This is a genomic window from Arthrobacter sp. BGA-UO-ETr-C19 (genome assembly GCF_059568005.1).
In genome coordinates this window covers 386,585-411,966 of sequence record NZ_JCAQPC010000023.1, presented here as the reverse complement: position 1 = coordinate 411,966, position 25,382 = coordinate 386,585, and the positions used below count along the sequence as shown (strand labels likewise).

The following is a 25,382-nucleotide window of genomic DNA, read 5'->3' as shown; positions in this document are numbered from 1 at the left end:
GTGCCAGACGCCGTGAGCCGCGACCGCATAGCCCTCATCCACGGCGTCGGCCTCGACGGGTCGATGTGGGGCCCCCTTCGCGAGTTCCTCGAGCCGGAATACGACGTCCAGGTCCTGGAACTGCTGGGGCACGGACGCCGGCCGCACGCTCCCGACGGGGTGACGCTGGCCGGGCTCGCGGCGGATGTCGCCGAACGGCTCGAGCCGAATACGCACCTTGTGGGCTTCTCGCTGGGCGCCCTCGTGGCCCAGCAGCTGGCCAGGTTCAGGCCTGACCTGGTTGCCAGCCTGGTCTCGGTTGCCTCGGTATGCGCCCGTACCCCCGAGGAGCACGCCGCTGTCATGGTGCGCCTGGCCTCAGCGGAATCCGATTTTCCGGCAACAGTGGAAGCATCTATCCGCCGCTGGTATCCGGAAGGGTCCTCCGTCGCGGCGGAGCAGGTTGAGGCGACGCGGGAAGTCCTGCTGAAGAACGATCCCAAGTCCTTCCTGGCCTGTTACCGCGTGTTCGCGACCGCAGACGCGGAAATCGCCGCCGAACTGCCGCTGATCACCGTTCCTTCCCATGCCGTGACCGGTGAGCTGGACCCGGGGTCGACGCCCGAGATGAGCGCCCGGCTGGCCGCAGCCATCCCCGGCTGCACCTACTCCGTCATCAGCGGCGCCCGCCACATGATGCCGGTGGAACGTCCCCAAGAGCTCGCCAACACACTCACTGCTTTCTTCAAGGAGCATTCACATGTCCACTGATCGCCGCTATGAGCACTTCATCAACGGGGAGTGGGTCCCGCCGTCGAGCGGTGCCTACTTCGACAGCACCAATCCGGCGACGCTCGACGTGCTGTACCAGGCCGCACGGGGTAATGAGGCCGACGTCGAACGTGCTGTCTCAGCAGCGTCCGCGGCTTTCGAAAATCCCAGCTGGCGAAACCTCAGCCAGACCAAGCGTGGGCACCTGCTCCGCCGTCTCGGTGACCTCGTTGGTGAGCACGCAGATGAGCTCGCCCGGATGGAAAGCCAGGACAACGGCAAGCTCCTGCGGGAGATGCGTGCCCAGCTGGCGGCCATGCCGGAGTATTACTACTACTTCGCCGGGCTGGCCGACAAGATCCAGGGCGACACCATCCCCGGCTCCACCCCGGCCATCCTGAACTACACGCTGCGGGAACCCCTGGGCGTGGTAGGTGCCATCACGCCGTGGAACTCGCCCTTGACGCTGACCACCAGCAAGCTCGCACCCGCCCTAGCAGCCGGCAACACCATCGTCATCAAGCCCTCCGAATACACCTCGGCCACCGTCCTCCGCCTGGCAGCACTTGCCGATGAGGCAGGGTTCCCGGCCGGTGTGGTCAACGTGGTCACCGGCTTCGGCGCTGAGGCCGGCGCGGCCCTGGTGGATGACGCCCGGCTGGCCAAGATCTCGTTCACCGGCAGCACTGCCACCGGCGCGCGGATCGCGTCCTCAACGGCATCGCGCTTCATCGGCTCCACCCTGGAGCTGGGCGGCAAGTCACCGAACATCGTCTTCGAGGACGCCGACATCACGAACGCGTCCATGGGTGTTGTGGCAGGCATTTTCGCCGCGGCCGGCCAGACCTGCATCGCGGGAAGCCGGGTGTTCGCCCACAAGTCCGTTTACGACGAACTGCTGGAACGCGTCGCGAACCGTGCCCGCAGCATCGTGATCGGCGATCCGCTCCTCGACGCCACCGAGCTCGGCCCGTTGGCTTTCCAGGACCAGCGCGACAAGGTGGCCAGCTATGTTGACCTGGGCGTCTCCGAAGGCGCCACCGTCCTGACCGGCGGAGGCCGTCCCAATATCCCGCTCGGCGGCTACTTCTTCGAACCCACCGTGCTGACCGACGTCGATAATTCCATGCGCGTGGTCAGGGAGGAGATCTTCGGCCCCGTTGCGGCCATCATGCCCTTCGAAACCGAGGAGGAGGTGCTCCGGCTCGCCAACGACACCACCTACGGACTCGCCGCCGGCGTCTGGACCACCAACCTGGCCCGGGCGCACCGGATGGCCAGCCGGCTGGAGGCGGGAACGGTCTGGGTCAACACGTACCGCGCCATGTCCCCGGCGTCCCCGCGCGAGGGCTTCAAGACCAGCGGCGTCGGGGTGGAGCACGGCATGGAAAGCATCCGTGAGTACACCAGGCTCAAGAGCATCTGGATCAACACCGACGAGTCCCCCATCGCCGACCCCTTCATCATGAGGAGCTGACCGCCTTGCCTCTTATCGAAGTCTCCATCGCCCGGGGCCGGACCCCGGAGCAGCTCCGCGCGCTCATCGGCGAGCTTCACCGCGCCGCCGAGAACGCCGTGGGAGCGGCACCCGAAAACACCACCGTCATCATCCGCGAGATTGAGCACGAACACTGGTCCCGCGGCAACCAGACCATCGCCGAACGCAACGCGGCAGCCGCAGATCCTAGGAGTTCCTAATGCGCTTTTCCCTCTTCGTCCACATGGAGCGCTGGGACGAGTCCGTCTCACACCGCGAGTGCTTCGAGAACCTGACGGAACTCGCCCTGATCGCCGAGGCCGGAGGATTCAGCACCGTCTGGATCGGTGAGCACCACTCCATGGAGTACACCATCTCCCCCAGTCCCATGCCCCAGCTCGCCTACCTGGCAGCGCGCACGTCGCGGATCCGGCTCGGCGCCGGAACCATCATTGCGCCCTTCTGGAACCCGCTCCGGGTGGCCGGCGAGACGGCGCTGCTGGATGTCATCAGCAACGGCCGGATGGAAGTGGGACTGGCACGCGGCGCCTACCAGTTCGAGTTCGACCGGCTCATGGGCGGCATGTCAGCGGTCGACGGCGGCAAGCACCTGCGTGAGATGGTGCCGGCCGTGCGCGCGCTCTGGGAAGGTGACTACGCACACGACGGCGAGGTCTGGCAGTTCCCCACCTCCACCAGTGTCCCGAAGCCGCTGCAGAAGCCGACGCCGCCCATGTGGATCGCCGCCCGCGACATCTCCTCGCACGAGTTCGCCGTCGCCAACGGCTGCAACGTGATGGTGACGCCGCTGATGAAGGGCGACGAGGAGGTCGAGGACCTGGCTCGCAAGTTCGACACCGCGGTGGAGAACAACCCCGGCGTCCCCCGCCCGGACCTGATGGTGCTCCGCCACACCCACGTCCACCCCGCAGACGAGCCCGAGGGCTGGCGGCGTCCGGCCGAGGGCATCCAGAAGTTCTACCGGACGTTTGACGCCTGGTTCGGAAACAAGACCACCCCGAAGAACGGATTCCTCGAGCCCAGCCCGGAGGAGAAGTTCGCCGACCGCCCGGAGTTCACGCCGGAGTCCCTCCACCGGACCGCCATGATCGGCACGCCCGAGGAGGTCATCGAGCGGCTCCGCCACTACGAGGCGCTCGGGGTCACCGAGTTCAGCCTCTGGTCCGACAACAGCCTCACCCACGAGGAGAAGAAGCGCTCGCTCGAGCTCTTCATCGAGCACGTGGTGCCGGCCTTTCAGGAGCAGCCCGTAGCCGCGGCACGTTAGTGCCAAATGCCGGCTGAGCCCCTTTAAACGCGAACGGACAGTTGTGGCCCCTGCAGTTGGGGCCGCAACTGTCCGTTCGCGCGTTACGGGGTGAGGCGTATGCGAATGGTGCCTTAGCCTGCGGCCAACTGGGCGGCGGCAGTGTTGAAGTCGAAGTCAACGAAGGTCATGCCGCCGGTGATGTTGATGGCTTCGCCTGAGATGCTGCGTGCCGCGTCGGAGAGAAGGAAGACGCACAGTTCGCCAATCTCCCGTGCCGATTGTGGCCTGCCCATGGGGATGGGCTCTGTGTGTTTTGCGAAGATCTCGTCCGGGGAGTCGCCGGTTTCATCCGCCTCCGCTTCAAGGATCCGGTCCCAGATCGGGGTCCGCACAATGCCGGGGCAGACGGCGTTGACTGTCACGTTCAGTGGACCCATGTCGAAAGCGAGACTGGTGCTGAATCCGATGACCCCTGCCTTGGATGCGGCGTAGGCACCCTGGAGGGCGGCCGGATTGCGGCCGGTGATGGAGGCGATGTTGATGATCGCTCCGCCACCGTTTGCGTTCAGGACGGGGGCGATGGCAGAGCACGCGCGGATCGTTCCTTCGAGGTTGGTCCTTAGAATGCGTGTCCATTCCTCCTCACTGTTGAGCAGGAAATGCTTGACCAGGGAGATCCCGGCGCAATTGATGAGGCCCCAGACGTTTCCCGTTTCGACTGAGATGTCTTCAAGCCGGCTCTTGGCGGAGGGGTCTGCGACATCGACGACGACGGTGCGGTTGTGCGGCACGGAGGTGGCCGCGCTTGCGAGTTTGTCGGCGTCGATGTCCGCCATGATGATTCCGTATCCGGCTGCCGCCAGTGCCTGGCAGACGCCGTCTCCGATTCCGGAGGCTGCGCCGGTGACGACAACCCACTTCCTGCTGGTCTCAGACATGGCTGCTTCCCTTCCCGAGTTGCGGCTTGAAGATGACTTTAAGGCCGCGGCCGCTTCGTGCCAGGTCTATTCCTTCGAGCACGTCATGCAGCGGCAGCACGTGGCTGATGATGGGATCCAGCGGCAGCGCTTGGGACTGGATCAGGTCTAGCGCCTCCTGCATGGTGTACCGCATGAGGAACGCCCCGAGGATTTGGAGTTCTTTGGTGGTGACGTCAACGGCGGGAAAGCCCGTGGTGATGGCTGAATTGAGGCCGAGGACAACGATCCTGGCCTGGTTTGCCGCCATGTCAACCGACAGGTCTAGTTGTGACCCCACTGCTTCAAGGATCAGTGTGGGGCCATGGCCGTTGGTCGCGTCCCGGACCGCTTGTGCTGCGTCAGTCTCCCGCGGATTGATGACCAGGTCTGCGCCGACTTCCTTCGCGACGTGTGCCCGGTTCGCGGCGGGCTCGATAACGATGACTTGTCCTGCGCCTTGGTTTTTCAGTGCTGCCACGGCGAGCAGGCCGATGGGTCCGCCGCCGATGACGACTGCTGTTTCACCGGCGTGGACGCCGGATTTCCGCAGTCCGTTCAGGACGCAGCCCAGTGGCTCCGCCAGGACGATCTGTTCGGCAGGGATGTTGGGATCCACCCGGTAGGCGTAGTGGGCCGGTATCCGGACGTATTCGGCCATGCCGCCGTCCCACCACTGGCCTGGTGTGCGCGGCCACCCGGGAACCGGACATTCGGGATTGTCGTAAAGGGATTCGCAGAAGTTGGGGTCGCCGGTGCGGCAGGTGTTGCACCGTCCGCAGGGCGGATTCTGGTCGACGGCGACTGTGTCGCCGACGGTCAGGGAGCGGACATCCTGGCCGACGGCTACTACTTCTCCGCAGAACTCGTGGCCGAAGATTACGCCGGGTTTGGCGGGGTGGGTCGGCGGAACGTCAAGGATGTGCAGATCGGATCCGCAGATTCCGACTGCTCCGACCTTCAGGACGACATCATCGGGCTGGATGGGCGCGGGCACGGGGCGCTGTTCGAGTTCGAGGATCCCGTTTCCTTTGAATACGGCGGCGAGCATGGTCTCACGCATGAGCGTCGGGTTTCCTTTCTGTTTGTTGGTAGAGCTCGATGGTGACGCCGAAGGGGTCCTTGCCGTAGACCCACAGGTCTCCTTCCTGCCCGGGAAGGTCCAGAAGGTTCGGGTCGCTGTAGAACGTGATGCCTGCCTCTGCCAGGCGGCGCCGGGCGGAGTGGATGTCAGGCACTTTCAAGGCGAGGTGCCCTACGCCGGGCTGGTCCGTGGTCCGCGGAAGGGCGGATTGGTAAGGGCCGTCGAATTCGTGGATCTCGATAACTGTGCTGCCCAGGCGCATGAAGGCCCAGCGCAGCTTCACATCATCCCCGTCCAGTCCCAGGGGCTTCCCGGGGATCATGGCCCACGGTGATGGACTCCCGGAGACGAGTCCCAAATGCTGGGTGTAGAACGCCACGGCCTTCTCGAGGTCCGGCACCACGATTCCGACGTGATGTAGTTCGAATTCGCCAGCAGTCACGGCTGACGTAACGGTCACAGCAATCCGCCTTTGGTCCACCCGCGGGCCTGGTCACCGAAGGCGCGGTGCCCGTCCTCTGTGACAGCGACGGTGTCCTCCAGCTTGATGAAGCCGCGCGTCGGGTGCAGCATGGTCGTTTCGATGGACAGGACCATGCCGGCCTGCAGAGGGAGGTTGCCGTCTTCGTTGGGATAAGGGACCGGGCCTGTGGCGGTGAGCCGGGGAGCTTCGTGGCTGATCAGGCCCATGCCGTGGGCAACGAACGTGGTGACGCTGCGGTGCGGGCTGTCCTCGAGGACTTTGAGGGCCGAGTCGAAGATCCCCTGTCCGGGCGCGCCCTCTCGGACGGGGATGCGCGCGGCCTGTTGGACGGCCTCGATTTCCGCCAGCAGGTCGATCAGTTCGCTGTCGGGTTCGCCCATCACGGCCATGCGGGCCAGGTCTCCGATGTATCCGCCGAGATTTCCGCCTGAGTCGAGGCAGAGGACTTCACCTTCCTGCCAGGGGATGTCGGCGGGCGCGCGGTTGTGGCTGGGGCCGCTGCTGGCCAGGCAGTATTCGAACGTCAAACCGCGGTTGGTCTGTTCCCTGCGGAGTGCCTCGACAAGTTCCCTGCGCGTGGTGCCAGGACGGTGTCCGGTGAAGACGGCCTGCATCGAGTCAACGATGCTGACTGATGCCTGTTCCATGGTGGCCAGTTCGGCCGCGCTCTTGCAGGCGCGCAGGCGCTCGAGGACGAACTGGGCATCCGCGATTTCAATGTCCTGGGTTTTGTCCAGAACATTCATCGCTTCCACGGGCAGGAAGGATGCTTCGATGCCGACGCGTATTTGGCCGTGTTGGACATCGTGGAGGTGGGCTGCGGCGGATGTGATGGCGTCGGCCGCTCCCCAGCTGGTGGCTTCGATCCGCTCCACCCAGACCGGGTCCACGTCGAGCTGCCAGGGTTCCATGGCGTTGGCAATGTAGGTGCTGGCTTCCGGGTGCTTCCGGAAGTAAAGCAACACGGGAAGGTACCGGCTCACGCCGATGGCGTCCATGTAGTCGAAGAAGAAGAACCGGTGCCCGCCGAGGAGGTACTGGATGTTGTGTTTGGACGTGACGAGCAGGACGTCCAGGTTTGCCTCGTCCATGAGGCGGTCAAGATGGTCGTGGTTGAACGGAATTTTCATGTCTGGGCTCCTTTCCGGGTATCTAACGGTTGCTGAGGCGGCGGCTGTTGATGGCATCGAGCAGGACCGCGATGAAGATGATGGCTCCCTGCATGAACTGCACCCAGAAGGGGCTCACGTTCAGCAGGGTCAGTCCGTTGTTGATCACGCCGATGAGGAGCACACCAATGAAGGTCCCGAGCATGCTGCCTTTACCGCCGAACAGGCTGGCTCCGCCGATGACGACGGCGGCGATGACCTGAAGTTCGACGCCGGCACCGGCTGTGGGTGTGGCCGAACCGAGGCGTCCGACGAGGATGAGGGACGACAGACCGGCGCAGAGGCCGGCCAAGATGTACACGATGAACAGGACGCGGTTGTCCTTGATGCCGGAAAGACGGGCCGCTTCCCTGTTTCCGCCAACGGCGAAGATCTGGTGTCCCAGTGTTGTCCGCGTCAGGATGAGATGGCCGACGACGAAGACGAGAATCGTCAGTACCGCGGGCAGCTGCAGCCCCAGAAGCGAGCCGCTTCCGATCCAGGTGAGGTTTGGCGGCAGGCCGTAGACGCTTTGGCCCTGGCTCAGCTGCAGCGTCAGGCCCCGGCCCATGCCAAGGACTGCCAGTGTCACGATGAACGGCGCCAGTCCCAGAACTGTGATGGAGAAGCCGTTGAAGGCTCCGATAAGTGCTGCGACAGCGACGATGATCAAGACGCCGAGGAACCCGTCAACCCCGTTGTGAACGAGCGTTGCCCCGATCATCCCCGAGAGTGCGATAGTTGACCCGACGGCCAGGTCAATTCCGGAAGTGATGATGACGAACGTGGCGCCGACCGCGGCGATGCCGACGATGGCCGACTGCGTCACGATGTTGGTGACGTTGGCTGCCGTGAAGAACTTGCTGGAGAGCAGGCTCATGACGATGCAGCTGACCACAAGGGCCACCGCGATCGGTGTGGTGGGGTTCTTGGCAATCCGTGTCATCCAGCCGGAACCGGTCTGTGTCCAGCTGGAGGCTTTGGGTGTGTTCTGCTGCCGGACTGGAGGCCTGGCAGTTGTAGTTTGGTTTGTCATGGCTTTCCTGATTCTGCTTGACCGACCGACGCGTGATGCAGCATTGCTTCACGGTCAAAGCCGTCCCGGGTGTATTCGCTGACGACCCGCCCATTGCGGAGAACATAGGCGCGGTCCGACATGGCCAGCACTTCGTCTGTGTCCGAGCTGGCCAGGATCACGGCGGTTCCCGCGGCAGCCAGGTTGAGGACCTGCTCGTAAATCGCTGCCTTGGCGCCGACATCGACTCCCCGAGTGGGGTCGTCCAGGAGGACGACCTTTGGATTGTTCGCCGAGACGCGCGAGAGGATCACCTTTTGCTGGTTGCCGCCCGAGAGCCTACCGACCTGCTGCCGCACCGAGTCGGTCTTGATCCCGAACCTGCTGATTTGCTCGGTGGCGTGCTTTTCCACGGACCGTGGACGGAGCAGACCCAGGCGGGACACGGCGGGGTACAGACCGAAGACCAGGTTGTCCTGGACAGTTCCTTCCAGAACCAGGCCTTCCTGCTTGCGGTCCTCCGGGGCATAGATGACACCCTGGTCCCGCGCGCTGGCGATGCTGCCGGGCTTGAGGGGCCGGCCGCTGACGCTGACGGAGCCGCCGGTGACGGTGTGGGCGCCGGCGATGGCTTTCATGAGCTCGGTGCGGCCCGCTCCTGCGAGTCCGATCAAACCTACGATTTCGCCGGCGTGCGCTGTAACGCTGGCAGCTCGTACCCCCGGGGCATCGATCTGTGCGGTCTCCAGGACCGGTGCTCCGCGTGGCCGGTCCCGCCAGGGGTAGGCGTGTTGCAGGTCCCTGGCCAGCATGGCGGTGACCAGCATTGCCTCGTTCCATTCGGAGGTCGGTTTTTCGGCGACGACGGAGCCGTCCCGCATCACGACGATCCTGTCCGTCACCGTGAACATTTCGTCCAGGTGGTGGGTGACGTACAAGATAGCCAGTCCTTGGTCCCGCAGTTCCCGGATGGTGCCCAGGAGGGCGTCCACGTCAGCCTCCGGCAGGGAGGAGGTGGGCTCATCGAAGACGAGCACACGGGCCTCACGTGCCAGGCAGCGGGCGATTTCGACGAGTTGGCGCTGGGCGATGGTCAAGGATTTGACGGGCTGGGAGATATCCAGACGGCCAAGGCCAACCCGCTCCAGGGCTGCAACGGCTCGGCGGTCACGGGCACGGCGGTTCACTGCCCCGGCCAGGTTCGGTTGCCGCCCCAGCAGAACGTTGTCAGCGATCGACATTTCAGGAATGTCTGTCAGTTCCTGGTAGATGACGCTCACTCCGGACCGGATCACCCCGGCGGGGTTGCTGGGCAAGGGCGTCCCGCCCAGGACGGCGGTACCGGAGTCGGCCACCACCGCCCCGGCAAGGACCTTGATGAGGGTCGATTTGCCGGCACCGTTTTCCCCTGCCAGCCCGGTGACGGTTCCCGGTTCCAGTCGGAGCGACACGTCCTTGAGCGCCTTCACACCTGGATAGCTCTTGCTGATCCCGCCCAGCTGCAGGATTTGGGGCTGGCTAGAGAGCATCGGCCCACACGCCGTAGGACTTCACTTCGGCGGAGTCGATGTTGTCCTTGGTAATCAGCTGAGACGGCCATTCGACGCTCTTCTCAACCGTCTTGCCCGCGGCCATGTCGGCAATAAGGTCAATCATCTTCTCGGACATCTTGATGGGCTGCTGGCTAATGCTGGCATCCTGCAATCCCTTCCGGATGTCTTCGATGGCGGGCTTGGGGCCGTCGATTCCGATGACGTAAATATGGCCCTTCTCCCCGACGGGCTTCCACCGGCCTGCGGCCTGGATGGCAGCCGTGACGCCGACGGCTTCGGCGTCGTTGGCGCAGAACACTGCGTCGATTTCCGGGTTTGCCTGGAGGATGTCGGTCATGATGGCGTTCGCCTTGGCCGTGTCCCAGCCACCGTCCTGGGTGGCCACCACTTCAATGCCAGCGTGCCCGGCGACAGCTTCCTTGAAGCCCTTCTCGCGGCCATTGGCGGCCGGGGAGCCTGCCATGCCCATAATGTCCACGACCTTGCCGGTCACCGAACCGTTCTTCTTCTCAAGGAACTTGGCAATTTCGTCCACGGCCAGCTTGCCTGCCTTGACGTGGTCCTGGCTCAGGGTCACATCGACGGGCGCGTCGATGGTGTCGGCGAGGGCGAAAACGGGAATGCCCCGCTTCTTGGCTTCGTCGACGGCCCCGGCGATGGCCTTGCCGTCAGCAGGGTTGATGGCGAGGTAGTCCACTCCCCGATTGAGCAGGTTCTGGACGTCGCTGATCTGCTGGTTCGGGTCGCCGTTGGCGTTCGTGGTGATGAGTTCGTAGCCGTGAGTCTTGGCACCGTTTTCGAGGCCTTTCACGAGCCCGGCGAAAAAGGGGTTGGACACTGTGTAGCCGGAGTAGCCCACGGTGATCTTGCCGTCATCAGCGGCAGCGGCCTGAGCAGCGGGGGAGGAATCCTGGGCACAGGCGCTGAGGCTGGTGGTGCCGAGAGCGAGGGCTGCCAAAACGACGGCTGCCTTACGAATGGTTTGCTTCATTGCAACTCCAAGTTAGATGTATACAGGCGACTGTCGCCTGTATGCAGGTTAGGTAGATCACAGTAGGCTGTCAATAGGTCCTCAATTTCCGTAGATACTGGGAGGACCGGAGTGATCGGATGGAAGAGAAAATGACGAATCTAGGAGAGCTCGCCCGGGAAGAACGCCCCGTGCGGTCCCCGTCGCTGGCAGATCAGGCCTACGCCACCTTGAAAAGGTGGATCCTCAGCGGGCAGCTGGATGCCGAAACGGTATTGAGCGAGAATGACCTCGCGCGTCGGCTCTCGATCAGCAGATCCCCGCTCCGGGAAGCCATTCGTAAGCTGCAGGACGAAGGGCTGCTGGCTGCGTCGGGTCCGAAAGGCTTCGGTATTCCGCCGATCTCACTGGAACTGATTGATCAGGTATACGGGGTTCGCCTCGCGCTTGAATCCGAGGCCGCGGCACACGCCACCTCCATTCCTGAGGCTGAGCTGGCCAGGATGCGCCAGTTCATGGAGAAGATCCGCCCGGAAGTCATGGCCGGAGACGCCCAGCGCTTTACCGAGGTTGATTTCGAGTTCCACGACCTTTTCGTGCGGAATTGCGGCAATCCGTTGCTGATCAGTTACATCGAGCGGCTGCGGGGAAACATCCAGAGAATTCTGGTGTACTCAGGCCAACTGGAGGAACATTCCATACATTCCTTCGAGGAACACATGGCAATCCTGGAAGCCATGGAAGCCCAGGACCCTCCCCGAATCAAGAAGACCGTCCGGCAGCACATCGAGGGGGTCCGGGACAGGCTCCACAGTTCTCTCCTGGGCACGGCCGAATAGCCCGGAGGTACGGTCTGTCGGCCGGCCACAGCCGACCCCACAGAACGCGCCGGGGAACCGCGGTTTAGCTCGCGGTCCCCCGGCCGGTCCTTACGTGGAGGGGAAGTTGTAGGACGCTCCGGAGGTGTGGTGCGCTTCGGGCCAGCGTGAGGTGATGACCTTGCCGCGGGTGTAGAAGGAGACGCCTTCGGGGCCGTAGATGTGCTTGTCGCCGAAGAGCGAGGCCTTCCAGCCGCCGAAGGAGTAGTAGGCCACCGGGACCGGCAGCGGCACGTTGATGCCGATCATCCCCACGTCCACGGAGCGCTGGAACTTGCGGGCAGCGGCGCCCGAGGACGTGAAGATCGCGGTGCCGTTGCCGTAGGGATTCGCGTTGATCAGCTTGATGCCCTCGTCCAGGTCCTCGACGCGGACGACGACGAGGACAGGTCCGAAGATCTCCTCCTGGTAGGCGGTCATCTCGGTCTTGACATGGTCGATCACGGTGGGGCCAACCCAGAAACCTTCCTCGTGGCCCGGCACGACGAGGTCGCGGCCGTCCACCACCATGGCGGCACCGGCCCGTTCTGCCTCCGTGATCGTCTTGACGATGAACTCCCGGGATTCGGGGCTGATGACCGGGCCCATGTCGGCATCCGGTTCGGTGCCGTTCTTGACCCTGACATCGAGGGCACGTTCCTCGACCTTCTTCACCAGCAGGTCCGCCGCGTCCCCGACGGCGACGGCCACGGAGATGGCCATGCAGCGCTGCCCTGCCGAACCGAACGCCGCGGCGGCGAGGTGGTCCGCGGCGTTGTCCAGGTCCGCGTCGGGCAGGACGATGGCATGGTTCTTGGCGCCGCCGAGAGCCTGGACGCGCTTGCCGTGGGCGGTGGCGACTTCAAGGATGTGCTTGGCCACGGGGGTGGAACCGACGAAGGAGATGCCGTCGACGTCGGGGTGCGTCAGCAGGCCGGAGACCACCTCGCGGTCGCCGTGCAGGACCTGGAAGACGCCGTCGGGCAGGCCGGCCTGCTTCCAGAGCTTGGCCAGCAGCATTGCAGCCGACGGAACCTTGTGCGAGGGCTTGAGGATGAAGGCGTTGCCCGTGGCGATGGCCATCGGGGCCATCCACAGCGGCACCATGACCGGGAAGTTGAAGGGGGTGATGCCCGCGACGACGCCGATCGGCTCTCGGAAGGAGAAGACGTCGATGCCGGTGGACGCCTGGTCCGAGTAGTCGCCCTTGAGCAGCGTCGGGATGCCGCAGGCGAATTCGATGACCTCGAGGCCGCGGCCAATCTCACCCTTGGCGTCGGAGAGCACCTTGCCGTGTTCGGAGGTGATCAGTTCGGCGAGTTCGTCCACATGGGCGGCGACCAGTTCGCGGAACTTGAACAGCACGGCGGTGCGCTTGGCCAGGGAAACATCTCCCCAGGACTCTGCGGCTTCTTTGGCAATGGCCACTGTGGCGTCCAGGTCTTCGCGGTTCGCCAGGCGCAGCTGCGCGGTGACGGCGCCGGTGGCGGGGTTGTAAACGGCCTTGGTGCCGGTTCCGTTGCCGGCGGCCTCGGCGCCGCGGATGAAGTGGTTGATGGTGGTGGTCATTACTGCTCCTGTAGTAAACGGTGGTGTTCAAAGGGCTGTACTGCCCGGATTGCGGCAGGGAGCCCGGAGGCGAGGGATTCGTGCGCAGCCAGCCTGACCGCGAGATTTTGTTCAGTGAGTTCGCGGTGGACGACGTCATGGCCGGAGTTCCGCACCCAGGTGCTGAACCTTTCGATTTCGACCTTGAACTGGTCTTCAACGATGTCGAAGATCTCTGAGCGGCCGTCGCGGAGTGAAACAGTGACGCGCGCGGCCTCTCCCGGGTCCGGGTCAAAGGCCCTGTCCAGCGTGATGTGGCCTTCGGTTCCGATAATTTGCAGCGTGTGAGTGCGGGGTCCCTCAAAGCCGCAGTCAAAGGTTCCGATGACGCCGTCGTAGTCGAGGATGCCGGCCACGGTTGTTTCCACGGTGTCCGCCGGGCTGGTCCCTTTCGCAAAGACACTGCTGGGGGCCCTGCCCATAACCATGTTCATGATGTCGACGGCGTAGCATCCCACGTCGTTGATGGCGCCACCTTCGAGGCCTGTCTGGAGCCGGACCTCACCCGGTGTGCGGTTCATTACGAAGTGGAACCGTGCGTGCATCGACACGATCTGCCCGATCCGCCCCGAGTTGATGAACTCGCGAACCTTCTGGTGCTGGGGGTGGAAGCGGTACATGAAGGCTTCCATGAGCGTGACGTTGTTCCGCTGGCAGGCCTCCACGGCGCGGCTGTAATCCTCCAGACTTCCGACCAGAGGCTTTTCGCAGAGGATGTCCTTTCCTGCCTCGGCGGCGGCGACAATCCAGTCGGCGTGCAGACCGTTGGGGAACGGAAGGTACACGGCCTCAATGTTCGGGTCGGCAAGGAGCTCTTCGTGCGATTGGTACACCGTGGGGATGTTGAACCGTGCCGCGACCTCCGTTGTGCGTCCGTTCGGGCTGCTGATCGCCGACGCGACAGCGTTGCGCGCCTTCTGCATGGCAGGCAGGAACCTGTCCTGCGCGATCCGGGCAGTGGTGAGCACGCCCCAGCGCACGGCAGTCATGCCTGAAGCTCCTGCTCCAGTGCACGGAGGAAGGCAACGGATTGCCGGACGTCGCGGACAGGTCCTTCGTCGGCGGGTTCGGTTTCCAGGATGGTGTCCTGCTCCATAGTGAACCAGCCGGGGTATCCGGCGGAGAGCAGGTCTTTGACGATTCCGCCGATTCCGACATCGCCCTGTCCCAGGGGAACGTACATTCCGGTTTTCACGCCGTCGGTGTAGGAGATCTCACCGGCCTGGACCCGCCGGGCAACTGCCTTGCGGACATCCTTAAGGTGCGTGTGGCCCACGCGGGAGGCGTAGTCGCGGACCAGTTGGGTCGGGTCGGTGCCGCCGATGAGCAGGTGCCCGGTGTCGAGGCAGAGGTTCGCTCCGGTGTCGTTCAGGACCCGGTCCACATCGGCGGTTGTTTCGATCATGGTGCCCACGTGGGGATGCACGACTGCCTGAATCCCCTTGTCCGCGGCGGCCTTGACGATGGTGTCCAGGTTGCGTCCGAACAGGTACCAGCCCTCGGCGTCCAGCTCATGGCGCTGGTCGTAGCCGGCGACGCCTGTTTCGGCGGCCAGGACCATGATGCTGGCCCCTGCTGCTTCGTAGGCGTCCAGTTCCGCGGCGACGGCCCGCAGGGGGTCCTTGGCGGGGTCATGCAGGATGATCGGGAAGAATCCGCCGATGGCCTGGAGGTTGTGGCGCTTCAGGACTTCGGCGCGTTCGGCTGCCTGTTCGGGCAGGAACCCGGCAGGGCCGAATTCGGTGGCGCTGATCCCCAGAGCGGTCATTTCGGACAGTACCCGGTCTGCCTCAAGCTGGTGGCCCCATCCCGGGACCTCGCAGACGCCCCAGGAAATGGGGGCTGCGGCAAGGCGGCTGGTGATGATGCTCAATCTGATCCTCCAATGACGTACTGGTCCCAGTCGATGACAGATCCAGTGACCACTCCGCTCCTGCTGGAGAGGAGAAAAACGACGAACTCCGCGATTTCATCCACCTGGCCGAGCTTGCCCATGGGGACGGACTGGTTGGCCTTTTCGAGCCAGTCGTCGCCGGCACCGTGAAAGCGTTTCTGGGTTTCGGCTTCACCGTCGGTGGCGGTCCATCCGATGTCCAGCCCGTTGATGCGGATCTTGTCCCAGCGGTGGGCATGGGCCGCGTTGCGGGTCACACCGGCCAGGCCCGCCTTTGCTGCCACATAGGGCGCAAGGTACGGCTGGCCGCCAAGCTCGGCGATGGAGATGATGTTGACGATGGATCCGGGGGCCCCGCGGTCACGCAGGTGTTTAATGGTCTCCGCCATGATGAAGAACGGCGATTTCAGGTTTATTGCGATGTGGGCGTCGAAAAGGTCCGGCGTCGTGTCCAGCATGGTGCCGCGCGTGGTCAGGCCAGCCGCGTTGACAGCGCAGTCGAGGCGGCCAAAGGCGTCGATTGTTTCCAGCACTGATGCGCGCGCCTGTTCGACGTCGCCGAGGTCCGTTTTGATGAAGCGGCTCTCGGTGCCGGAATCCCGGAGCTCGGCGGCGATCCTTTCGCCCGAGTCCGCATTGCGGCCGGTGACAGCCACTGCGGCTGCACCTTCGGCGGCTGCGCGACGGGCGATGCCTGCCCCCAGTCCCTGCGTGCCTCCGCTGACGAGGAGGACTTTGTCTTTTAGCAGTTCGCTGTACATTACTCCTGTCCAACCTTCACAACGCGGCCCGAACGCGCGGATTCCTCAGCGGCATTGGCAAGGACCAGTGCCTGCAAGCCGTCCTCAAAGCCCGGGCTGCAGGAGGTTCCTGTGCGGATTGACTGGACAAAGCTCTCCAGCTCCCGGCGGTATGCCTCGGCGTAGCGCTCGAGGAAGAAGTGCAGGTACGGGTCGGCCTCTTCGGCGCCTGCCGCGGTGTATTTGCGGACGCTTGTGGGAGTGAGGTTGCCTGCGGTGAGCATGCCGTCGCTGCCGAATGCTTCCAGCCGCTGGTCGTGCCCGAAGGCGCTGTGGCGCGAGTTGATGATCGTGATCTGCTCGCCCCTGGCACCACGAAGACTGATAACGACTGAGTCAAAATCGCCTGCTTCTTCGATGTAGTCGCAGAACAGGTTCGATCCTGTCGCTGACACCTCGATGATCTCCGGGACAAAGAAGCGGGCCATGTCGAGATCGTGGATGCTCTGGTCCCGGAAGATGCCGCCTGAATTGGCGATGTAGGATGCCGGTGCCGGTGCGGGGTCGCGGCTGATGATGGTCAGCTGCTCGAGGCGGCCGATTTCCCCTGCCTGGACGCGTGCCTGGACCGAGGCGAAGTTCGGGTCGAAGCGGCGGTTGAACCCGAGCATCAGCGGCGACTTGCTGTCGCGGATGCTGTCCCGGCAGGACCGTACCCGGTCGATATCGAGGTCGATGGGCTTTTCGCACAGGGCGGCGACACCGTGGGCTGCGGCCCGGGAAATCAGGTCCACGTGGGTGCTGGTGGGCGATCCAATGATGATGGCGTCCAGATCGCCGGTGGCGAAGGCTTCGTCAACGGTTGCTACCGCACGGGCACCGGTTCCCGCTGCCAGAGCCTGGGCACCTTCGATGAACGGGTCAGCGATGACCGCCAGTTCCAGATCCGGGTTGGCGAGGATGTTGCGGGCGTGGACCTGGCCGATGCGGCCGGAGCCGAACAGCGCAACCTTGAGGGGTCGGTCAGTGGACATGGGTAGGGGTCCTTTCTTGGTCGGCACCGGTGAGTGGTTCGGCGGGTGCGCTGTCGTGGTCGTTGATGTGGATGGTGGCGCCGCCCTGGTTCATGGATCTCACCAGGGCATGCGCAACGCGGGTCGCGTTGAGGGCCTCTTCCGCTGTGGCCAGGGGAGACCGCGTCCGGGAGGTCAGTGCGTCGATCCAGGCCTGGGATTGAAGGCGGTAGGCGTCGGCAAAGACCGGCCTCCAGTCCGCCGCGTAGGTTCGTGTCGCGGCCAGTGCGCGGTTGGCCGTGGTCAGCTGGGGAGCTGACAGCGCGATGGAACCCTGTTCGCCCAGAACTTCGCAGCGCACCTCGTAGCCGTACTGGGCATTAAGGAAGACGTCGACGGTGGTCAGAACTCCGTCAGCCGTGCGAAGGTGCAGAAGCTGAGGGTCCTGCCGCGTGGTGTCCAGGGCTGTGCTTCTGGGGGCGTGCCAGCTCACAGATTCAATAGGTGAATCCAGAAGCCAGGCGGTGATGTCGATTTCGTGAATGCCGGAATTGGTAATCGTGGACGCCGAGTTCCCATCGGGATAGGACTTCACGTTGCGGTGCGAACTCAGGATCATCAGGGGCTGGCCGATGGCTCCCTCGGCGAGCCGTTCCTTGAGTTCCCGGTAGGCCGGATGGAACCTGCGCATGAAGCCCACTGAAATCAGCGGGGTGCCCCCTATGGCTTTTTGTTGGCTAACGAGGGCCTGGCACTCCTGGACTGTCGGCGCCAGTGGCTTCTCGCACAGGACAGGTTTGCGGAGTTCGAGGCAGGCGGCAACCTGATCTGCATGAGCGCCGTCATGCGAGGCAATCAGGACAGCATCCACGAACGGCGATGCAATGAGCTCCTCAGCGGAACTGAAGGGCCAGGCACCGGTTTCGACGGCAACGGCGTGGGCACGGTCACTCGCAGGATCCGCCACGGCTGTAACGGTCGCCCCTGAGATGCTGCCATGGAGAATCCGGGCGTGCTCGGCGCCCATGACGCCGGCTCCCACTACTCCAACTCGTATGGTCATGGTGCTGCCACCGCCGCGGGAGTCCGGCCGGCAAGTACGTCCACCGCGCCCTTGGCTGCGTCGCGGACGGTGTGGGCCATGCCCTGCCGGGTGAAGCCCATCAGGTGCGGCGTCAGTACGACGTTTTCGTGGTCGAAGACCGGATGGTGGGTCGGCGGCTCTGGATCATAGGCGTCCAGTCCGAGCCCGGCCAGATGTCCTGAGCCCAGTGCATCGTGGGCCGCATCCAAGTCCACCAAACCGCCCCGGCTGCAGTTGACCAGGACCGCCCCCGCCGGCATCAGGCCGATGCGTTCGGCGTTGATGAGGTTCCTGTTCTCCGGTGTCAGGGGAACATGGAGCGTGGTGAAATCACTGCGGGCCAGCAGTTCCTCGACGCTGCCGCACCGGATTTCGGCCGGCACATCGGCGAAAGGATCGTAGGCCAGGACCTTCAGGTCAAAGGCCTCAGCGATCCTTGCTACCCGGCGCCCGATCCTGCCGTACCCGACAATGCCCAGGGTGAACCCTTCGAGGTCACCCACAGTCACCGAGGCCCGTTGCTCCCAGCGGCCCTCCCTGACCAGCGATGTCAGGGTTGACAGCTTCTTGACGAGCGCGAGAAGGTGCGAGAAAACGCCTTCGGCAACGGAGGCTGTGTTGCTTCCCGGGGTGATGACAACCGGGATTCCCCGGCTGTTAGCTTCCGCGACATCGACAAGGTCGGTGCCTACTCCTGTCCTGGCGATGACTTTCAGGGCCGGCATGCGGTCCAGAAGCTCCCGGTCAACCCGGTAGGCAGCCCGGACGATGGCGGCGTCAGCCCTGGCGAGGTCGGCTTCGGTGGGATTTTGGATCAGTTGCTGGTGCGGCGAAAGCACCGGTTCCACGAGATCGGCTTCGACACTGCCGAGAGCCACGAATATTTGGGGTGTGCTGAAAGAAGCCATCGTCTTCCTTGAAGATGTGAGTATGCATTCCCCCGGGCCGAAGGGCCACAGGGGTGACTGTGTGGGTATAGGTCAGAGGCCCAGCAGGCTGGACTTGCGTATGACCAGTTCGGGCACGACCGGCTGGTGCACGAAGCCCTCGCCGCTGTCGCTGATGCGCTGCAGGAGGGTTTTGGCCCCTGTGATGCCGATCGTGGAACTGTCAGGGTCGACAGTGGTGAGTCCGAGCCTGGGCATGGCGCCGAGGGCGATGTTGTCGTAACCGGTGATCGCGATTTCAATCCCGCGCTCATCGGCTGCCGTCATCGCCCCAAGTGCTGCCAGGTCGTTGATGCAGGCCAAAGCCGTGGGACGCAGGCGTCCGGAGGAACCCAGCGCCCGTTGGGCTGCGACGTACCCGGACTCCTGTGAGAAGTCCGCGTCCACAATGTGAATATTGCGTCCCAGCCCATGTTCTTCCATGGCCGCCGTGTAGCCCCTGACGCGTTCCCTGCCAACCGAACCGCCGAGTCCGCCCAGGTGCGCGATGCGCTCGTGGCCTTGTTCGATGAGATGCTCTATGACCATCGAAAGTCCGTGGGCGTCGTCGCTGCGGACTACATCGGCGGTATCTATGTAGTCCGGCCCTCCGCCGGCGAAAACAACGGCCCCTCCGGAAACGACCCGGCTGAACGGGGCCTTGTCAGGCACCGTTCCGACTACGAGGAGACCCGCGACGCCCAGATCGCGGAACGCCTGGAGGATGGAGAGGTCGACGCCTGAACCTGCCGCCGATGCCGTGGCCGCGCTGAAGAGCACGGTGTGTCCGGCTTCTTCCAGTACCGGCCGTGCGGCATCGACGACGTCGAAGGCCCAGGGGTTATGGAGGTCACTGACCAGCACGCCGATGTTGCCGCTGTGCCTGCTGGACAGTGATCTGGCGGCGAGGTTGAGCTCGTACCCGATTTCCTCCATGACTTCCAGCACCCGCTGGCGGCGTTCCTCACTGACGCGCGGAGAGTTGCGCACGACAAGTGAGACCAGGGACTTTGATACGCCGGCGCGTTCGGCCACGTCCCTGATTGTTGGCCGCCGGACAGATGCTGTTGCCATGGTTACGCCCGGGCCGCGGTGGTGCCGTTGATTTCCTCGATCTTCTGCCACTGCCCCGACAGCGAGGACGCTTCGGCCGCGCTGACGATGGCGGCGGCCGAGGCAGCATCGTGGATGTTGGAGTTCTCCTGCGCTCCGCCGGTGACGGCGACCAGGAACTTCTTCGCTTCGATGACCTTCAGGTCATCGAAGCCCATGCTGTTGCCGGGGCCGGGCTGGAAGTGCGCGTAGTCGCCGTAACGGGGACTGGCGTTGACGGTGGTGTATCCCTGTTCCTCATTGCCGCGTCCCAGGCAGACCTTAAGCTCGTTCATGCGCTCGAAGTCCCATTTGAGTGAACCTTCGGTCCCGTACACTTCGATCTGGTAGCCGCACTCGGGGCCGACGGCGACGCGGGACGACTCGATGGTGCCAACGGCGCCGGCGCCGCGGGCGGACGGGCCGAAGCGGACGAGCGCTGCGGCGTAGTCCTCATTTTCGACGTCTCCCATTTCACCGTTTTCGATCACTGCGAAGTGCGTTGCGGACCCCATCGCAAGCTTCGGCCGCTGCGTATAGACGGTGCTGGTCAGAGCGGTGACCTCGGCGATCGGTCCAACTACATACTGGCACAGGTCGGTGGCGTGGCTGAACAGGTCTGCCAGGACGCCGGTGCCGGCGAGTTTGCGGTCGAAGCGCCAGGACAGTGCACCGTTGGGCTCGGAGGCGTAACCGGAGAAGAAGACTGCCCGGACGTTGGTGATGCGGCCCAGCCGGCCGGCGGCGATCAGCTCACGTGCATGCTCCACGGCCGGTGCGTGCCTGTAGTTGTAGCCGATGGAGGTGATCACGCCGGCATCCACTGCCGCTTCCTGCACCGCGGCCGTTTCTTCATAGCCGCGGCCCACCGGCTTCTCGATCCAGAAATGCTTGCCGGCCTTCGCAGCGGCGATTCCGATTTCCGCGTGCAGGAAGTTGGGTGCGCAGATGGAGACCACGTCCACGTCCGGGTGGTTCAGGACGTCGTTGTAATCGGCAGTGCCCTCGGCGAACCCAAGGACATCCTTCGCGAACTGGATCCGGCTGGGCTCGGTGTCGGCGGCGATGACCAGCTTCGTCTTGATGCCAAGTTCCGGGTAGACGTACGGTACGGCCTGGTAAGCGCGTGAATGGAGCTTTCCCATCCATCCGACGCTGATGAGGCCGACGCCGACGGTGCGGGTTTCTGTGCTCACGTTCTTGCCTTTCTTTCTAGGTTTGAGGTCAGTTGCGGGCGGTTTCGAAGGCGTCGCGGAACGCTGCCGACATGATGGTCGAGTCGGAGCCGATCGCGACGAACCGGAAACCCTGGCGGACGCACTTGGCGGCGGCCATGCCGTCCACGGCCAGAATCCCGGCCGCCTTGTTGTGCAGCTGCGCGGCAGCCACAACCCGCTGCAGTGCGTCCTGGAAAACACTGCTGTCCAGCTGCAGGGGAACGCCCAGGGCGAAGGACAGGTCCAGCGGGCCGATGAAAACGACGTCGACCCCGTCCTGAGCGGCGATGTCCTCGACGTTCTCGAGGGCCGCAGCGGTTTCGATCTGGATGATTCCGACGGTTTCCTGCTCGCCGGCCGTCAAGGGTCCCCGGTCCATGCCCCAGCGGCAGGCGCGGTTGTAGGTGGCCACACCGCGGTCCCCGTGCGGCGGGTACCGCAGGTGCCGCACAGAGTCCCGGGCCTGTTCGACGCTGTCCAACCGGGGAACCATGATGCCTGCCGCCCCGTTGTCCAGGACGCGGCCGATCCGGATCCGGTCCCCGGATTCAACCCGCACGATGGCCGGGACTCCGTACGCTCCGGCAGCGATGACGCCATCGCGGACTACGTCCTCACCCCCGGCGCCGTGTTCCAGGTCGATCAGGACCCAGTCTGCGCCGGCGGCGGCGCAGACTTCGGTGGCGGTGGCAGACGCCATGCCCACGAAGGTTCCGACAGTGGTTTCGCCGGACGCGAGCCGGCGGCGCAACTGGCCGGCGTTCAGGGGCGTGGCGCTCATCCGAACCACCGCTGGCGGCCGCGTGCCTCTTCGTACTCGGAGCGCAGCTTGTTGACCCATTCCTGGGATGAAACTTCGGCCGGGGCAACGTCCCACCAGACGTCCCCGCCGGGCAGGTCAACATGGGGAACCGTGGGTACCACGATGACGACGGGCCCTTCGGTGTCGCGGGTGGAGGCCAGTGCTTCCCTGACTTCTGCCGCCGTGGTGGCCCGGATGGCCAGCGCACCAAGGCCTTCAGCGATCTGGCGGAGATCGACTTTGAGGTAGTCACCGTCCAGGCGTGCCTTGGGGGCGTCGTCGACAGCGACGCTTCCGCCGGTGGTGCGGTACCGGAATTCGTTGCCGAATTCCCTGCCGCTGCGGTTCATCTGCAAACGGTGGATCACCTGGTACCCGTGGTTTTCGGACACGACCACGGTGACATTCAGACCCTCCTGTGCCGCGGTGACGATCTCCGTCGGTGCCATCAGGAACGTGCCGTCACCGATAAAGGTGACCACGCGGTTGTCGTTGTTTCCCTCGGCGAGGCGCACACCCATGCCGGCGGCGATTTCGTAGCCCATGCAGGAGAACCCGAATTCCAGATGGCAGTTGCGGTTGCCGGTGGCGTCCCAGACTTTCTGCAGGTCACCGGGCGGTCCCCCGGCGGCGGCGATGATGGTGTCACCGGAGCGGGCGTGCTCCTGCATCAGCCCGATCAGCTGCGGCTGCGTCAGGACCGCGCCGGTGACCGGGGCATCGGGGTGGTCCTCGGGGCGGAAGGCCGTGTCGGCGTCGAGCCACTGGGCCCGGATGGGGGCCCACTTGGCCTTCTCGGAGTGAACGGTTTCCTGCCACGCTTCGCTGGTGCTGTGGCCCTCCAGCGCACGGGCCAGTGCTTCCAGCCCGAGCCGGGCGTCCGCGAGGATGCCGGTGGCACCCTGCTTACGGGTATCGGCATCCACGATGTTCAAGGATGCGAAACGGACGTCCGGATTCTCAAAGATGGACTGCGATCCCGTGGCGAAGTCGGTCAGGCGGGTGCCTACGCTGAGAACCAGGTCGGCCTGCTTGACCAGGGTGTTGGAGGCGAAGTTCCCTTCAAGTCCGACACCACCGACCTGCCACCATTCATCCTTGGTCACGGCGCCCTTGCCGCCGAAGGTTTCAACCACGGGGATGCCCGCCTGGCCGGCCAGTGCCTCAAGCGCGGCGTGGGCATCGGAGTAGTGGATGCCGCCGCCGGCGATGATCACCGGACGGTCAGCCGCGCGGATGAGCCGGGCGACGTCGTCGACCTCTTCCAGGTCCGGCAGCGGCCGCCGGATCTTCCAGTCGCGGGGTTCGAAGAACTCGGCCGGGAAGTCGTAGGCGTGGGACTGCACGTCCTGGGGCAGCGAAATGACCACCGCGCCGGTATCCGTTGGGCTGGTGAGTACCCGCATCGCCTGCGGCAGGGCTGTCAGGAGCTGCTCCGGGCGTGTGATCCGGTCGAAGAACCGTGACACCGGCCGGAAGGAGTCGTTGACCGTGGCGTCAGCCTCGGTGGGGTGTTCCAGCTGCTGCAGCACCGGCCCCTGGTGGCGGGTCGAGTAAGTGTCACCGGGCAGCAGCAGGAGCGGGACCCTGTTGACCGTTGCCAGGCCGGCGGCGGTGACGAGGTTGAGGGCGCCCGGGCCGATCGATGCCGTCACGGCGAGCACAGCCTGGCGGCGGCTGGCCTTGGCGTAGGCGGTGGAGATGTGGGCCATGTACTGCTCGTGCCGGCCCTGAATGAACGGCATGTCGTCGGCCAGTTCGTCGAACGCCTGTCCGAGGCCTGCGACGTTGCCGTGTCCAAAGATCCCCAGTGCGGCGGGGACCAGGCGGCGCCGGACGCCGTCGGCCAGCGAATACTGGACGGAGAGGTACTTGATGACGGCTTGGGCGGTGGTGAGCCTGATGGTCTGCGTTGGTGTGGTCATTGCCTTAATTTCCGGTTGTCGTGGTTACCAGGGGCGTCCGTGCAGGACGACTGTCTTCTCTTCGGTCATTTCCTGGACGGCGGAGCGGACGCCTTCCTTGCCGATCCCGCTGCCTTTCAGGCCGCCGTAGGGCATCAGATCGGCACGCCACAGCGGGGACCAGTTGATGTGGATGTTGCCTGCGTCGATCTGCCGCATGGCCTGAACCGTTCCGGCCACGTCGTTCGTGAAGATTCCCGCCCCGAGGCCGTAGTCGTTGTCGTTGGCCATCGCGATGGCGGCGTCCATGTCCTGGGCGGAAGAAACCGCGACGGCGGGTCCGAACAGTTCGTTCCGGCTCAGGTTCGACCGCGGGTCGACGCCGGCGACGACGGCGGGTGTCACCACCGCGCCGTCACGGTCACCGCCGGTGAGGACCCGGGCACCGGAATGGCGTGCCTCGGTGATCGAGGAATGGACGCGGGCTGCTTCGTCCTCGGAGATCAGTGAGCCGAGCCTGGTGTCCTCTTCCTTGGGGTTGCCCACCGCGATCGCCTCCACCTTCGGGACCAGCGCGTCCAGGAAGTCCGCCTCGACGCGGCGGTCAACGATGACCCGCTGCACGGAGATGCACACCTGCCCGGCATTGATGAAGCCGCCTGCCGCCACGGCGGTGGATGCCAATTCGAGGTCGGCGTCCGGCAGGATGATCACCGGGCAGGAGGCCCCCAGCTCAAGGGAGAGCTTCTTCACGCCGGCGATTGAGCTGATGCGCGTGCCGGTGCTGGTGGAGCCGGTGAAGGACACCTTGCGCACCCGCGGGTCAGTCACCAGGACGTCGCCCAGGGAGCTGCCGGGACCCGTAATCACGGACAGCGCTTCCGGCGGCAGCCCGGCGTCGACGAAGCACTGTGCCAGCTTCAGCGCCGTAAGCGGCGTTGCCCGGGCGGGCTTGAGTACGACGGCGTTGCCGGCCGCCAGCGCGGGGGCAATCTTGTGCAGCACCAGCAGGGCGGGGTAGTTGAACGGCGTGATGGCGACGACGATGCCCACCGGCTGCCGCAGCGTGAACCCGATCTTATCCAGGCCGGTCCCGGCATTCGCGTCCAGCGGGAGCGTGGAGCCGTAAAGCTGGCTTCCTTCATACGCAGCCAGGCGAATGATGTTTCCGGACCGGCTCGCCTCGCCCCGGGCCTCCGTGATCGGCTTGCCGGTCTCGGCGCTGATCGTCTGGGCGATGTCTTCGGCCCGTTCATCTGCCAGGGCAGCTGCCCGGAGGAGGATATCGACGCGTGCATGGGCCGGCGTGGCCCTTTGCACGTGCGCGCCGATCTCGGCGCGGTCGAGGGCGGCCAAGGCGTCCTCCGCCGTGGCGACGGGCACCGTGTCGATGGTCCGGCCATCAAAGGGTGAACGGACCTCTTCGGTCCGGCCATCCGCGGCACCGCGCCAGGTTCCGCCTACTAGCATTTCCATAATTGCTCCATCCCAGGTGGTGACCGGCCTGGTTGGACCGCTCACGTTTCGTTCGTCTCTGT

General features: G+C 64.7%; 24 protein-coding genes. 5 read left to right on the top strand and 19 right to left on the bottom strand.

Annotation, left to right across the window (positions count from 1 at the left end; all coding sequences use genetic code 11):
• Positions 1–12: 12 nt before the first annotated feature.
• The 4 genes from AC57BR_RS17965 to AC57BR_RS17950 are packed head-to-tail and all read left to right on the top strand — an operon-like array spanning position 13 to position 3,515.
• Positions 13–750 (top strand): alpha/beta fold hydrolase, encoded by a 738-nt coding sequence (locus tag AC57BR_RS17965; protein ID WP_496362982.1) that lies wholly within the window; start codon positions 13–15, stop codon positions 748–750.
• On the top strand, positions 740–2,227 hold the full coding sequence (locus tag AC57BR_RS17960; RefSeq protein ID WP_496362980.1) for an aldehyde dehydrogenase: 1,488 nt from the start codon (positions 740–742) through the stop codon (positions 2,225–2,227). The genes AC57BR_RS17965 and AC57BR_RS17960 overlap by 11 nt, the downstream gene beginning before the upstream one ends.
• A gap of 5 nt (positions 2,228–2,232) precedes the next feature.
• Positions 2,233–2,448 (top strand): tautomerase family protein, encoded by a 216-nt coding sequence (locus AC57BR_RS17955; protein ID WP_496362978.1) that lies wholly within the window; start codon positions 2,233–2,235, stop codon positions 2,446–2,448.
• Positions 2,448–3,515: an LLM class flavin-dependent oxidoreductase gene (locus AC57BR_RS17950; protein ID WP_496362976.1), complete on the top strand. Its 1,068-nt coding sequence runs from the start codon at positions 2,448–2,450 to the stop codon at positions 3,513–3,515. The genes AC57BR_RS17955 and AC57BR_RS17950 overlap by 1 nt, the downstream gene beginning before the upstream one ends.
• A 113-nt stretch (positions 3,516–3,628) precedes the next feature.
• Here AC57BR_RS17950 and AC57BR_RS17945 read toward each other — a convergent pair whose 3' ends face one another.
• The 7 genes from AC57BR_RS17945 to AC57BR_RS17915 are packed head-to-tail and all read right to left on the bottom strand — an operon-like array spanning position 3,629 to position 10,728.
• The gene (locus AC57BR_RS17945) at positions 3,629–4,435 is read right to left on the bottom strand and encodes an SDR family NAD(P)-dependent oxidoreductase (protein ID WP_496362974.1); all 807 of its coding nucleotides are present in this window, start codon (positions 4,433–4,435) and stop codon (positions 3,629–3,631) included.
• Positions 4,428–5,516 carry a zinc-dependent alcohol dehydrogenase gene (locus AC57BR_RS17940; protein WP_496362972.1) on the bottom strand — a complete coding sequence of 363 codons (1,089 nt, stop codon included), beginning with the start codon at positions 5,514–5,516 and terminating at the stop codon, positions 4,428–4,430. The genes AC57BR_RS17945 and AC57BR_RS17940 overlap by 8 nt, the downstream gene beginning before the upstream one ends.
• Positions 5,509–5,997 carry a VOC family protein gene (locus AC57BR_RS17935; protein ID WP_496362970.1) on the bottom strand — a complete coding sequence of 163 codons (489 nt, stop codon included), beginning with the start codon at positions 5,995–5,997 and terminating at the stop codon, positions 5,509–5,511. Before AC57BR_RS17935 ends, AC57BR_RS17940 begins: the two co-directional genes overlap by 8 nt.
• Positions 5,994–7,151 carry a M24 family metallopeptidase gene (locus AC57BR_RS17930; RefSeq protein WP_496362968.1) on the bottom strand — a complete coding sequence of 386 codons (1,158 nt, stop codon included), beginning with the start codon at positions 7,149–7,151 and terminating at the stop codon, positions 5,994–5,996. Before AC57BR_RS17930 ends, AC57BR_RS17935 begins: the two co-directional genes overlap by 4 nt.
• A gap of 22 nt (positions 7,152–7,173) precedes the next feature.
• On the bottom strand, positions 7,174–8,205 hold the full coding sequence (locus AC57BR_RS17925) for an ABC transporter permease (RefSeq protein ID WP_496362966.1): 1,032 nt from the start codon (positions 8,203–8,205) through the stop codon (positions 7,174–7,176).
• Positions 8,202–9,713 (bottom strand): sugar ABC transporter ATP-binding protein, encoded by a 1,512-nt coding sequence (locus AC57BR_RS17920; RefSeq protein ID WP_496362964.1) that lies wholly within the window; start codon positions 9,711–9,713, stop codon positions 8,202–8,204. Before AC57BR_RS17920 ends, AC57BR_RS17925 begins: the two co-directional genes overlap by 4 nt.
• The gene (locus AC57BR_RS17915; protein WP_496362962.1) at positions 9,703–10,728 is read right to left on the bottom strand and encodes a sugar ABC transporter substrate-binding protein; all 1,026 of its coding nucleotides are present in this window, start codon (positions 10,726–10,728) and stop codon (positions 9,703–9,705) included. Before AC57BR_RS17915 ends, AC57BR_RS17920 begins: the two co-directional genes overlap by 11 nt.
• Before the next feature lie 131 nt (positions 10,729–10,859).
• Between AC57BR_RS17915 and AC57BR_RS17910 the strand changes: the two genes are divergently transcribed.
• Complete coding sequence (locus tag AC57BR_RS17910; protein WP_496362961.1) at positions 10,860–11,546, top strand: GntR family transcriptional regulator; 687 nt, start codon at positions 10,860–10,862, stop codon at positions 11,544–11,546.
• A gap of 90 nt (positions 11,547–11,636) precedes the next feature.
• Here the strand turns inward: AC57BR_RS17910 and AC57BR_RS17905 are convergent, their stop codons facing one another.
• The 12 genes from AC57BR_RS17905 to AC57BR_RS17850 all read right to left on the bottom strand — a co-directional run bounded on the left by AC57BR_RS17905 (position 11,637) and on the right by AC57BR_RS17850 (position 25,320).
• Positions 11,637–13,133, bottom strand: a complete 1,497-nt coding sequence (locus tag AC57BR_RS17905) for a CoA-acylating methylmalonate-semialdehyde dehydrogenase (RefSeq protein ID WP_496362960.1) — start codon at positions 13,131–13,133, stop codon at positions 11,637–11,639.
• Positions 13,133–14,161, bottom strand: a complete 1,029-nt coding sequence (locus tag AC57BR_RS17900) for a Gfo/Idh/MocA family protein (protein ID WP_496362959.1) — start codon at positions 14,159–14,161, stop codon at positions 13,133–13,135. The genes AC57BR_RS17905 and AC57BR_RS17900 overlap by 1 nt, the downstream gene beginning before the upstream one ends.
• Entirely contained in the window at positions 14,158–15,045 is an 888-nt protein-coding gene (locus tag AC57BR_RS17895) for a sugar phosphate isomerase/epimerase family protein (RefSeq protein WP_496362957.1), read from the bottom strand. The genes AC57BR_RS17900 and AC57BR_RS17895 overlap by 4 nt, the downstream gene beginning before the upstream one ends.
• Positions 15,042–15,827: an SDR family oxidoreductase gene (locus tag AC57BR_RS17890; protein WP_496362955.1), complete on the bottom strand. Its 786-nt coding sequence runs from the start codon at positions 15,825–15,827 to the stop codon at positions 15,042–15,044. The genes AC57BR_RS17895 and AC57BR_RS17890 overlap by 4 nt, the downstream gene beginning before the upstream one ends.
• Positions 15,827–16,840, bottom strand: coding sequence for an inositol 2-dehydrogenase (gene iolG / locus AC57BR_RS17885; protein WP_496362953.1), 1,014 nt, complete (start codon positions 16,838–16,840; stop codon positions 15,827–15,829). Before iolG ends, AC57BR_RS17890 begins: the two co-directional genes overlap by 1 nt.
• The gene (locus tag AC57BR_RS17880) at positions 16,830–17,882 is read right to left on the bottom strand and encodes a Gfo/Idh/MocA family protein (RefSeq protein ID WP_496362951.1); all 1,053 of its coding nucleotides are present in this window, start codon (positions 17,880–17,882) and stop codon (positions 16,830–16,832) included. The genes iolG and AC57BR_RS17880 overlap by 11 nt, the downstream gene beginning before the upstream one ends.
• Positions 17,879–18,811 carry a hydroxyacid dehydrogenase gene (locus tag AC57BR_RS17875; RefSeq protein WP_496362949.1) on the bottom strand — a complete coding sequence of 311 codons (933 nt, stop codon included), beginning with the start codon at positions 18,809–18,811 and terminating at the stop codon, positions 17,879–17,881. Before AC57BR_RS17875 ends, AC57BR_RS17880 begins: the two co-directional genes overlap by 4 nt.
• Positions 18,812–18,883: 72 nt before the next feature.
• Positions 18,884–19,903 (bottom strand): LacI family DNA-binding transcriptional regulator, encoded by a 1,020-nt coding sequence (locus AC57BR_RS17870; RefSeq protein ID WP_496362947.1) that lies wholly within the window; start codon positions 19,901–19,903, stop codon positions 18,884–18,886.
• 2 nt (positions 19,904–19,905) lie between these two features.
• Positions 19,906–21,117, bottom strand: coding sequence for a Gfo/Idh/MocA family protein (locus tag AC57BR_RS17865; protein WP_496362945.1), 1,212 nt, complete (start codon positions 21,115–21,117; stop codon positions 19,906–19,908).
• A 28-nt stretch (positions 21,118–21,145) separates the two neighbouring features.
• Complete coding sequence (locus AC57BR_RS17860; RefSeq protein ID WP_496362943.1) at positions 21,146–21,919, bottom strand: HpcH/HpaI aldolase family protein; 774 nt, start codon at positions 21,917–21,919, stop codon at positions 21,146–21,148.
• Positions 21,916–23,865, bottom strand: a complete 1,950-nt coding sequence (iolD, locus tag AC57BR_RS17855; RefSeq protein WP_496362941.1) for a 3D-(3,5/4)-trihydroxycyclohexane-1,2-dione acylhydrolase (decyclizing) — start codon at positions 23,863–23,865, stop codon at positions 21,916–21,918. The genes AC57BR_RS17860 and iolD overlap by 4 nt, the downstream gene beginning before the upstream one ends.
• Before the next feature lie 24 nt (positions 23,866–23,889).
• Positions 23,890–25,320 (bottom strand): aldehyde dehydrogenase family protein, encoded by a 1,431-nt coding sequence (locus AC57BR_RS17850; RefSeq protein ID WP_496362939.1) that lies wholly within the window; start codon positions 25,318–25,320, stop codon positions 23,890–23,892.
• Between the last annotated feature and the right edge of the window lie 62 nt (positions 25,321–25,382).